Annotated in this window: 11 protein-coding genes and 1 pseudogene; 11 read left to right on the forward strand and 1 reads right to left on the reverse strand. The window is 47.5% G+C overall.

Features of this window, described 5'->3' with window-relative positions; genetic code table 11:
• Position 1: 1 nt before the first annotated feature.
• From AC3CIC_RS20435 to AC3CIC_RS20485, 11 genes are all read left to right on the forward strand, one after another.
• Positions 2-1,264: a CpaE/TadZ family protein gene (locus AC3CIC_RS20435; RefSeq protein WP_488516025.1), complete on the forward strand. Its 1,263-nt coding sequence runs from the start codon at positions 2-4 to the stop codon at positions 1,262-1,264.
• A 6-nt stretch (positions 1,265-1,270) separates the two neighbouring features.
• Positions 1,271-2,548: a TadA family conjugal transfer-associated ATPase gene (locus AC3CIC_RS20440; RefSeq protein ID WP_488516026.1), complete on the forward strand. Its 1,278-nt coding sequence runs from the start codon at positions 1,271-1,273 to the stop codon at positions 2,546-2,548.
• On the forward strand, positions 2,545-3,471 hold the full coding sequence (locus AC3CIC_RS20445) for a type II secretion system F family protein (protein ID WP_016959152.1): 927 nt from the start codon (positions 2,545-2,547) through the stop codon (positions 3,469-3,471). Before AC3CIC_RS20440 ends, AC3CIC_RS20445 begins: the two co-directional genes overlap by 4 nt.
• Positions 3,471-4,337, forward strand: coding sequence for a type II secretion system F family protein (locus AC3CIC_RS20450; RefSeq protein ID WP_016959151.1), 867 nt, complete (start codon positions 3,471-3,473; stop codon positions 4,335-4,337). Before AC3CIC_RS20445 ends, AC3CIC_RS20450 begins: the two co-directional genes overlap by 1 nt.
• Complete coding sequence (locus tag AC3CIC_RS20455) at positions 4,337-5,836, forward strand: hypothetical protein (protein WP_488516027.1); 1,500 nt, start codon at positions 4,337-4,339, stop codon at positions 5,834-5,836. Before AC3CIC_RS20450 ends, AC3CIC_RS20455 begins: the two co-directional genes overlap by 1 nt.
• Positions 5,837-5,953: 117 nt before the next feature.
• Entirely contained in the window at positions 5,954-6,373 is a 420-nt protein-coding gene (locus AC3CIC_RS20460) for a TadE/TadG family type IV pilus assembly protein (protein ID WP_488516028.1), read from the forward strand.
• Positions 6,357-6,908 (forward strand): tight adherence pilus pseudopilin TadF, encoded by a 552-nt coding sequence (gene tadF / locus AC3CIC_RS20465; protein WP_488516849.1) that lies wholly within the window; start codon positions 6,357-6,359, stop codon positions 6,906-6,908. Before AC3CIC_RS20460 ends, tadF begins: the two co-directional genes overlap by 17 nt.
• Positions 6,909-6,917: 9 nt before the next feature.
• Positions 6,918-8,243, forward strand: a complete 1,326-nt coding sequence (locus AC3CIC_RS20470; protein WP_488516029.1) for a TadE/TadG family type IV pilus assembly protein — start codon at positions 6,918-6,920, stop codon at positions 8,241-8,243.
• Between the two features lie 45 nt (positions 8,244-8,288).
• Positions 8,289-8,975, forward strand: a complete 687-nt coding sequence (locus AC3CIC_RS20475; RefSeq protein ID WP_488516030.1) for an OmpA family protein — start codon at positions 8,289-8,291, stop codon at positions 8,973-8,975.
• A 49-nt stretch (positions 8,976-9,024) separates the two neighbouring features.
• Positions 9,025-9,273: a Rho-binding antiterminator gene (locus AC3CIC_RS20480; RefSeq protein ID WP_488516850.1), complete on the forward strand. Its 249-nt coding sequence runs from the start codon at positions 9,025-9,027 to the stop codon at positions 9,271-9,273.
• A 157-nt stretch (positions 9,274-9,430) separates the two neighbouring features.
• On the forward strand, positions 9,431-10,261 hold the full coding sequence (locus tag AC3CIC_RS20485) for a MurR/RpiR family transcriptional regulator (RefSeq protein ID WP_488516031.1): 831 nt from the start codon (positions 9,431-9,433) through the stop codon (positions 10,259-10,261).
• 9 nt (positions 10,262-10,270) lie between these two features.
• Here the strand turns inward: AC3CIC_RS20485 and AC3CIC_RS20490 are convergent.
• Positions 10,271-11,037 (reverse strand): annotated as a pseudogene (locus tag AC3CIC_RS20490) (sulfite exporter TauE/SafE family protein).
• Positions 11,038-11,081: the final 44 nt, after the last annotated feature.

Below are 11,081 nucleotides of genomic sequence, written 5' to 3' on the forward strand. Positions count from 1 at the left end.
TATGTTAGATTTTGGCGATCTCCTAAAAAAAGAAACGACTGACAGCGAACCTGCGATCGGGAACCAGCATGGCCTGAAGTCTCTACAATTCTTTCGTACTGAAGAAGTCAAAATTCTGGTGGATGAGACCTTCAGATTTGATGGTCACTCAGTCCCCATTTCCTATGCGTACAAATTCAAAGATATTCCCACGCAGGTCGAAGAGCATAACGCTCAACTCGTGGTCATTGATTTAGTTGGCTGCCCAGACACGCTCAAAGAGTGTCGCCAGTTATCTGCTCGGCTACCCTCTTATCTTTCTGTCATCATTCTGGGGGATGTGGATGCAATTTCAGTGATCCGAGAATTAAAATCACTGGGCTTTTACTACCTTTTTTGGCCTGTCGATAAAATTGAGCTGGCCGAGTTTGTTGATACGGTCGTAACGCGACATATTGAAGCGAACTCTCTCCACGGTCGACGAAAAGCCAAGCGTATTGGAGTGATTGGCATGCGTGGTGGTGTCGGCACCACCATGCTCACCGCAGAACTTAGCTGGATTTTATCCAACGATAAACAGACGTCGTGTCTTGTAGTCGATCACAACTACCTTTCCAGCAATCTCGATATTTTCCTCGGTATCAAAAACCGCGAAAAACGGCGGCTTAACGATACAGAAACCGGCGGGGGAGAAATCGATCAAACATCATCCAAAAACCTCGTCACACGCGTGAGTAACCGCCTTGATTATCTCGCCCTTGGACTCAGCGACGAACGATCTGCAGATCTGGATGAGATGACTGAATTGGTGCTCAATTATCTCGCCCCAGACACGAATTTTATTGTCGACGATTACTCCGCGTCCGTCGGGTTTGATATACAGCCTAAAAACTTATTAAAAACGCTGGATGTTGCCGTGCTGGTGATGGAACCGACCATTTCTTGTCTACGCGAAACCGCCGCGATGCTCAGTAAAATGAAAAAATTATTCGAAGAGCCCGAATACAAACGCACCGTGCGTGTCATTTTAGTATTGAACAACCACCGTGCTTCCCGCTTTAACAGCGTGACGCAGGCGGAAGTTGAAAAGTACCTAGATGTTCCCGTCAACATTGTTCTCCCCTACGAGATCACGGTGGAAGAAGCGCTGTTGAATGGCACCTATCTCAGTGCCGGGAAATCTAAAATTGGCACCCAGATCAAGCACCTTTGCTCACGGATCATCGGCGAAGAAGTCGCCCCTAAACGTAAGCTTTTCTCCTTTACACGTTCCAGTAGCGAGTAATTATTTATGCTTGGTCCAAAGGAACTCTATCGCTCATTCCGCGAACGTATTTTTGATGCCATTGACGCGGAAGCCATTACCACGCTGTCGAAAGAAGAATTAAACAGTCAGCTCACCCAAGCCATTAACCTGCTAACAGAGCAGGACAATGTGCCCATGCCAACATCACTTCGCAATGACTATGTGAAGATGATGTATGACGAACTTCGTGGGCTGGGTCCCATTCAATCATTGATTGAAGATGACTCTATTTCCGACATCATGATCAATGGGCCTCAAGCCGTTTTCATTGAGCGAAACGGCTTGGTTGAGAAATCACCCATTACCTTTATCGACAACGAACAACTCCTTACCATCGCCAAACGCATTGCCGCCAAAGTGGGGCGTCGCGTTGATGAATCTGTCCCACTGTGTGATGCACGCCTCATGGACGGTAGTCGAGTCAATATCGTTTTACCGCCCATCGCCATTGATGGCGCGTCGATTTCCATTCGTAAATTCAAAAAGAAAAGCATCGGTTTTGGCGATCTCATTGAGTTTGGTGCCATGAGCCCGGAAGTCGCCAAACTGATGGTAATTGCCTCTCGCTGTCGGCTCAACATCGTGATTTCTGGTGGTACCGGCTCAGGTAAAACCACCATGATGAACGCCCTATCCCAGTACATTTCGGAAAGAGAGCGGATTGTCACCATTGAGGATGCAGCAGAACTGCGATTACAACAGCCTCACATAGTTCGTTTAGAAACACGCACAGCAGGCATTGAAGGCACGGGCGAAGTTAATCAACGGAATTTGGTGATAAACGCACTTCGTATGCGCCCTGATCGCATCATTATTGGTGAGTGTCGTGGCTCTGAAGCCTTTGAAATGCTGCAAGCGATGAACACGGGACATGATGGCTCCATGACCACCCTTCACGCTAACAACCCACGTGATGCCATTTCCCGTATCGAAAGCATGGTGATGATGGCGACAGCGTCGCTCCCTTTGGAAGCCATTCGACGCACCGTAGTGAGCGCCGTCGATGTCATCATTCAGATCAGTCGATTGCATGATGGAAGCCGCAAAGTGATGAGCATCAGTGAAGTGATTGGCATGGAAGGCCAGAACGTGGTGATGGAAGAAATATTCCGCTTTGAACACCAGGGGCTATCAAGTAAAGGCAAAGTGTTGGGTGATTTCGTGACCGCCGGTTTAATGGAGCGCTCTGCTTTGTATGAAAAGGCACGTTATTTCGGTCTTGAAAAAGAACTAAACAGCATTTTCAGTGGAGTAACTGCATGATTGCGAACCTTATCTATTGCCTATTCGTGGCTGTAGGTTTGTATATTTTTCACAAGCAAACGCGACTAAAAGCCCGCCGAGAAAGTATGCTTCGTGATAACAACCCACTGCCTGTCACACGATTTTTAGAAAACCGTGCCGTAGACATGGAAGCCCTAACACAAACTACCTTGCCACAGCGTATACGCCGATATGCTGAAAATATTTTCGCTGGCATTGGTGAATTTGCCGTACTAAAAATCATCGCATTTTACTTCGTCACTGCGTCTGCTGGGGTTTATATGCTCTCGACGCTATTCAAGGTCGGCACGCTTGCTGGTCTTGTTATTGTCTTGCCACTCGCGACTTTTTTAGGGATTCGCTATCTCGATATCCGCGCTCAACGGGCATTTGAAAATCATTTCCCTGATGCACTGAATATGATTGCGAGCTCGGTGTCTGCGGGCGAAAGTTTGCTTCACGCTATCCAATTTGTCGGTCAATCGCTCGACAATATTGTCGGAAAAGAATTTAAGATCATGGGGGAGCGACTGAACATGGGGGAGTCTACGGACACCGTCTTTCGCAAAGCCTGTTCCCGCTTCCCAACCCCTGCTTTTCAATTTTTTGTTATCTCTATGCGCGTCAATGTGAATCGCGGTGGACAGTTGCGTCATGTGATCACGCGATTAAATCGGGTGTTGTTTGATGCCAGAAGCATTGACATGAAAAAGCGTGCAATGACCGCTGAAGCAAGGATGTCAGCGTATATCGTTTGTGCTATCCCGTTCTTTTTCTTGTTTGGTGTCATGCGGTTACTCAGCCCGGAAAATTATGACTTTGTCATGAATAATCCTGAAGGTCGTCCTTTGCTTTATTACACATTGATTAGTCAAGCGATAGGCATGTCTATTATCACTGCCTTGATGCGGAGCGTAAAGTAATGAGCGGTTTATCGTTAGTACTGTACGCACTATTTTTCACGTTTGGGGGCGCGTTGCTGTTGACGATTGTCTATACCTCCATGCGTCGCCATCGCTCTATCAAAGGCACCTTGACAACCTCGGTTGAAAAGCCATCAGCCATGGCGGAGATTTCACGGATCGCGTCGAGTTTCTTTTCCGCGACCAACACCGAAATTTCTGAAAAATTTATCGGCGCGGGTTTCTACAACACACGCTTTGCCCCTTATTACTTTCTAGTGAAATACACCGTTGGAGCGGTGGGTTTCGGCATTATCTTATTTGCCGGTGATAAACCCCTGCTAGAAGACTACCAAACAAAAATCATGTGGTTGAGCCTGCTTGTGGTGCTGGTCATTATTGCGCCAGATATGTACCTCGAAATGCGCCGCCGTTCACTCGCGGGGAAAATCACCCGTCAACTTCCCTACCTACTCGATATCATGGGAGTTTGCGTTCAGACCGGTATGACGGTTGAAACCACGCTGTTCTACCTGACCTCAGAAATGGCTGCGTTTGACCGCGATATTGCCTACGTACTCAAACGACTACGAGACAGAGCGCAAACCGTGGGTTTAGACAAAGCCTTGCTAGAACTTCACGATCGTGTACCCGCCCCTGAAATGCACAGCTTTGTGATGACACTAACGCAAAGTATGAAGCACGGCACATCTATCTATGAAGTGCTCTCTACGCTGGCGAGAGACATTCGTGAGATTCAGTTACTTTCGCTAGAAGAAAAAGCGGGAAAGCTATCATCGAAAATGTCTGTGCCACTCATTTTATTCATCGTGATGCCTATCGTGATTCTCATCACGGCACCAGGAATTATGAGGATGCTCGGATAATGAAAATACCCTTAGCGCTCGCCACAACCTTGCTGGTTGTGAGTTGTACCACCTCGTCACCTAGCGATTACGCACGCCAAAACGGCGAGAAACTTCTCATGGATTCTGGCAGCTATTCTGCACTCATCACACGGTATCAGACAGAATTACAAAAAGAGCCAAGTGCCGAGGTACGCCACAAGCTTGCCAATGTGCATTACTTAATGGGGGATCCTGAAGCCGCGATGTTCCAGCTCTCTCAAATTCCACCAAAGGCTCGGAATACAGCCGAACTTGCCTTGCTTCGCGCCAACGTGTTTTTCGATCAAGGCAAAATGCCATCAGCAGAACAATACACAAACGCAGCGATTCGCATAGATAACGAATTGGGCGAAGCACATAACTTGAGAGGCCTGATATTGGCTGGCAAAGGTCAATTGGCGGAGGCGAAAGTCGCGTTTGAATCGGCAAGGCAATTTCATTTCGATGATGCGACGGTTAAGAACAATCTGGCGATGATTGCAATGCTGCAAGGGGATTTTGATCAAGCCATTGATATTTTAATGCCTTTGGTACAAAGCGGACGTGCCGACGATACTGCCAAAGCCAATCTGGTACTGGCTTTTGCCAAAGCAGGACGTACCCGAGCATTTAGCCAAATGCTCGCAGGCAGTGAAAGCGATATCCATCTGGCTGAGAAATTCCAAAGCCTGAATAGCGCTAAGATCCATCATTCTCAGTTGACGCCGACTACCACATTAATAAACCTAACCCAATCCACTGCAGGGCTAAGCACTATCGCAAAAGTGCCATCGCCTTCACCCAACAACGCACCTTCATCAACAATAGCAAAGGCTCCTTCCTCCAACTTGGTTAAGGCCATGGATTCAGCCCAACCAAAACACGGTGTAGAAAAAGGCATCAAACCCGTATTAGAAGCCAAGCCTGAAAAAACACAACCTAAGCCCTTAGCTCTCAAAGCCATCAATACGGCAGCAAACGAAGACATAGCGTCTGAAATCGAGAAAACCAAAGAGCATGCCCGTGATCCTCTTACATTGGCGCGAGAGCGAGTTAAAGCAGCCAAAGAAAAAAAAGCAAAGCAGGTTGCCGAACTGGCCACAGCAGCAAAAGCGAAAGAAATTGCAGAAGCTAAAGCGAAAAAACGGAAAACCAGCAGCAAAAAACGATCTCGCAAACTCATTACTGCACTGCAATACCAACCTGTCACGGCCAACGGCAGTGGCAACGAACAGTATGTCGCCACGGCTGATTTTGAATTGGAAAAAGTGCGCACCATGTTCCTCGAGAAACGCAACAAATGGGTGTTTGACGTGCGAGGTGCAAAGGATTTCACCACCAAAAGAAAACAATACTTAAAAGAGGGGCCCGCAAAAATGATCGAGCTTGGCGAGCACAAAAACTACGTCCGAATTGTGCTTACGCTTCGTGATGGCGCGAAAGGTAAACCCGTTGTCGCTGTAGACGGTAACACGCTCACTATTCGCTGGGAGGCTTAACGATAAGCTATGCGTTCATTACCACAAAACACAACAATGTCATCGCCTAAACAAAAGCCGTTGCACAGAAGAGCCACATCAAAGAAGCAACAGGGTATTGTCAGTATCGAGTTCGCGATGGGTTTCATTATGCTCTTTTACTCAATGATTGCTTGGGCAGAAATATGTGTGATGGGCTTTATTTCTTCCGTTGTCGATTATTCTATTTCAGAGTCATCACGCGCGGCACGAACCTCAGCCAATGCGGATTATGAAGCGCTATTTCGCGAAGCTTTGCTTGATAGCGACCAACTGTGGGTGAAGATCGTTGACCCAAACAAATTTGATGTCTCAGTGCGCTATTTCACCTCCTTTAACCAAGCCAGTAATCCGGCATTTAGTGGCGGAAGCAACAGAAATAATAATCCCATTGCGCTCTATCGCATCAGCTATGAATACAAGCCAATTTTTGCCCTATTTTTTGATGACGAGTCCGTGACACTGTCACGTGAAGTTTTTGGCCTACAAGAGTTTGAGCGTGATGCATTCAGTCAGTAAACAACGTGGTGTTTTTATCATCGAACTTTCGATGATCTTACTCGTACTTAGCCTAATCATCGTGTTTACCATGGACGTGGTGGTCAAACAAACCGTGAAAGGTAAGCTCGATCGCCTTTCCTATTCCTTAGTTAGCCTATTGCGAGAACGCTCGCAGCTGTTCGAGGGTAATGAAACCATGACCTTCGACGAGGCCGCTAAGTCGTTTTCTCTCATTCAACGCTCGCTCAACAGCACCATGGGCAACTTCGACATTTCACGCCTAGGTATGGTGATCGAGCAGCAAAGATTCGATGCAAATAAAAATCCCATTACTGCCGTTGTGAACCAACATATTTTTACTCTGGGTGCATATTCATGCGAGCCCGAGGAAGCTCTCAGGCAAAAAATGGATCTCTCTCCTGTGACTCAGTTTGATAATAAGCTGGCGCTTTATCAGGTCACGCTGTGCTATCGCACCGACAATTGGTATGGCGATTTGGCTGGCGAAACATTCGAGCGCGTTCGCTCGATCTCTCTTTCTTTCGGTCGATAGGAAATCACCATGCAGGTTTCTTTGCCTTCTCATCAACGCGGCATTGCCTCCATCATCTTTGTCATCATCTTTCCGCTGCTTTTCAGTGTTTTCGCACTCGCGGTGGAATCGACACGTTACCTACAAACACATGCACGGATCGGTGATAGCGTTGAAGTTGCGTCACTTGCAGTCGCCGCAAATGCAACCTTCGACACCACAACGAATCAGGAATTAGCAAAAGGCATTGTCGACGCGTATGTGCCTGATGGTGAAATCACCCTATCAGACATTAATATCGTCCGTAAAAGTTGCGATCAGATATACGGCAGCAACTGCGGGAAACCTGGGATATACGATAAAGAGGGGCTGGTATTCACCGAATACAGAGTCACTCTCAGCTCAGAATTTGAATCTTGGTACCCAGAAGATGACTATGCTGCTGGCTATGAAGAAACCTTGGTATTAGAAGGCTCAGCCGTCGCGCGAAAGTACCAAGGATTTACTATTGATGTCGCCTTTGTCGCGGATTTTTCCGGTTCCATGTTGGCAAGCTGGAACAATGACATCAAATACTTAGGCGTGATTCAGGTGATTTCAGACATCACCCAAAAACTCCAAGCCTTTAACGAGTCAACAGAACTTGAGCTCAATGGTCAGCGCATCCTCAACCGCGTTTCCTTTATTGGTTACAATATGTATCCCCATGATGGAAGCCGCTATTACAGCAATGTGGACTATTACGGAAACTATTCGAGCCTAACTTGGGAGTGGTGGAAGAACATTCCCAACATCAATTTCAATGCGACAGTATCCGACCCACTAAATAACAAGCGTACCAGTATCACGGGCCGATACGCCCAGGATTATTCCGCATTCAGAACACTCGATCTCACTGAAGACTTCCCGAGTTTTCGATCAACCATTTCGCGCTTCTATCCTTCTTACGGCACGGCGTCCTATGAAGGAATCATTGAAGCGGGGAAGATTGTTACCCGCGGTGAGAACGTCCGAAAACTCATCATTGTACTGTCTGACGGTGAGGATTCTATTGACGAGAATAATCCAACAGATAACCGCTACCCCGGTTATGCAGCCCTTCAACTCTACAACCGTGGCCTTTGTGACAATATTCTTAGTTCGTTAGAAAGTAAAAATATTGGTGGGAGACAAGTGGAAGCGAAAATCTTTGTCATCGGTTTTGGTTACGACATTGATAAAAACCCTGGGCTTAAAATCTGTGCCGGCGAAGAAAATATCCAGTCTGCAAGCTCTTACCAAGACATTTATGACACGGTACTAGAGCTTATCAGTGAAGAAGTCGGGCACCTGTATTTCCGTCACTACGACCAATAACCCCATTTTCGACCATTAACGAACACGAACAGAAAGAGAAAAATTATGAAATCAGCGCTTTCTCTAGCAGCTTTGCTTTTTACAGTGTGTACTCTGTCAATGCCAAGTGCAGCAGCAACCCTTCCAGCGATAGTTTTTGAAGATATTTGCGCTGACAAAAATACCGAGGTCGCCTTTCGCGTCAGCCTCGAACCGTCAACTGAAGTTCTATTCCATCGCGCGCAATATTTGCAGTTAGAGCGTTCAGTGGAGGGCCACCCTGCTGCGCCTTTATTTATCGAAGCACTGGTCAATGCTGGTCTAAACAAGCAATGCGCCGAGTTTTTAGTCAGAGAAACCCCAAGTGTTGCAGTGAAGCACAACCAGTTAATCGCCATGGTGCATTTTGGTTTTGATAAGTCTTCCCTCACGCCAACGGGTAAGAAAATTCTGGCGGGCATCGTTGACACCATCAAGCGTGCTGACACGCCACTGTCTATTGAAGGTCACACTGACAGTGTTGGTAGCCATGCGTACAACCTTAAACTCGGCTTGCAACGTGCAGAGTCGGTAAAAGGTCAGTTGGTTCACGCGTCAGGTGCAAACGCAACAGGAAAAAACACGCCAATTAAGACCCTGACGCGTGGCGAAACCGCACCTGTGACGAGTAATAAAACTGCCGCAGGCAAAGCCCAAAACCGCCGTGTGGAAGTCCGTACATTGGTGTTACCTGAAGACACGACGAGCAATTAACATAATCCTAGACGACACTAATACAAGGGTCACACAGGAGGATATGGCGATGATCAAATGCGAAGAATATGACTATGTAGAAATCGTCTGTTTATTTCATTACCCGATCAAGCTTGTATTAAAATCCAGTGAGGTGGTGGAAGGAATTGCCCAAGACACGGCACGCAACGGCGACAAACAAGAATGCATCGCCATGAATGTGAATAGCAAGACTGTGCTTGTCTTGCTAGACCAAGTACTCACATTAGATGTCCTTATCGACAATCCGCATTTTAAACACATCACTTTTTCGCAATAGGTCTTCGCAATAGGTCTTCGCCAATCGTATTTCACTGATCACGGTTTGCCCAACACCAGGTTGGGCGATACCTTTCCAGTGGCGAAACAAAAATTCCATTTCCAATTTGATTTCGAAACATTACACTTGCCATAGATGGAATCTAACTGGATACACTATGGCAACGGCAACACACCTCGCTGAATTACAACAGCAAATCCGACAGCGCTATCACGACTTGAGCAAGCGATTACAACAAGTCGCCCATTATGTGCTCGACAACCCAAACAGCATCGCCTTTGATACTGTCGCCGTGATTGCGACCCATGCCAGTGTGCCACCTTCCACGCTGATCCGGTTTGCCAATGCGTTTGATTTCAGTGGCTTCAACGAAATGAAGCAGCTTTTTCGCAAGAATCTGGTGGAAGAAACCAGCAGTTACACTGAACGCGCCAAACTGCTTAAAGAAAGCCAAACTGACGCGTCCTTAGATACCCCTAGCAACATTCTTCAGCAGTTTTCTCATGCCAATACGATCGCTTTACAAGAACTAACCAGTGCAGTGAGTCCCGAGCAACTGAATGCCGCGGTGGATTTACTGGAAAACGCCGATACCATTTACGTGGTCGCCATGCGGCGCGCATTCAGCATTGCCTCTTACCTGACTTATGCTTTACGCCATTTGGAACGTCGCGTTGTGTTAGTGGATGGCTTTGGCTGCATGGCCTCCGAGCAATTAGCACTCGTGAATGAAAAAGATGTGGTCATTGGTGCCAGCTTTTCTCCGTACTCGCCCGAGACCATCGAGCTTTGTGAGCGAGGAGCCGCCGCCAAAGCAAAACAAATCGTGTTTACTGATAGCCAAGTCAGCCCATTGGCGGCAAACAGTGATGTGTGTTTTGTGATTAAAGAAGCAGAAGTTGAGTCATTCCGCTCACAAACAGCGACTTTGTGTTTGGCACAATCGCTCGCCGTTTCGCTCGCGTTTCGATTGAGCAGGCAACTGTAAACGCAACGCTCAGATCAGACTCAAGAGACCATCAGAAGAAAGCTTGATACCTGATAGAAACAGAAAGAGATAACAGAGTTGATAGATTAGCGTTTGGCTGACGCGATGGAGCAACCACACGCCCATCGCCACACCCAATGGAGCAAGAGGAATTAAGATCAGCGCTGTCAGCAAGTTGGTTTGGTCAAACTCGCCAATGGCGGCATAAGGAATAATTTTCACCACGTTCAACATGGCAAAGAACACCGCCATGGTCGCTACTAGCGTCACTTTTTCGAGTTTCAGCGGTAACAGGTAAATACTCGCGGGCCGCCGCCTGCATGCACCGTGGTGCTCGAAAATCCACTAATACCGCCCCAAATTGATCCCGACAGTCTCCCTTTTCGTCTTTTCGCGGCTTTCATGACGCCCAGTTCAGACAGCACATAGTGCCCGCAGAACCACAGGGACAAGACGCCGATGGTGAGTTTTAGCCCCGCCTGTGGCACGGCATGCATATAAAAACCTGCGAGCGCAATGCCCACCAGCCCGCCCGGTAACATGCGTTTTATGACGCTGTAATCCGCATTCTTGTAGTGGTATCGCACCGCAAAAAAATCCATGACCAATAATATCGGCAGCAAGATAGCGGCAGCCTGCGTCGGAGCAACCGCAAAGGCCATCAAAGGCACCGCAATGATCCCCAATGCGCCGCCAAGCCCACCTTTACCGATGCCATAGATCAGCACCGCCGGCGCAGCTAACAGATAGAAGTAAGGGTCGGTGATCACAGACAACAGGGCATTCTCTTTTATTGGCTTTGTTCGATCATAGCCAGTTC

It is taken from the genome of Enterovibrio sp. QJM3NY_24, assembly GCF_057786035.1.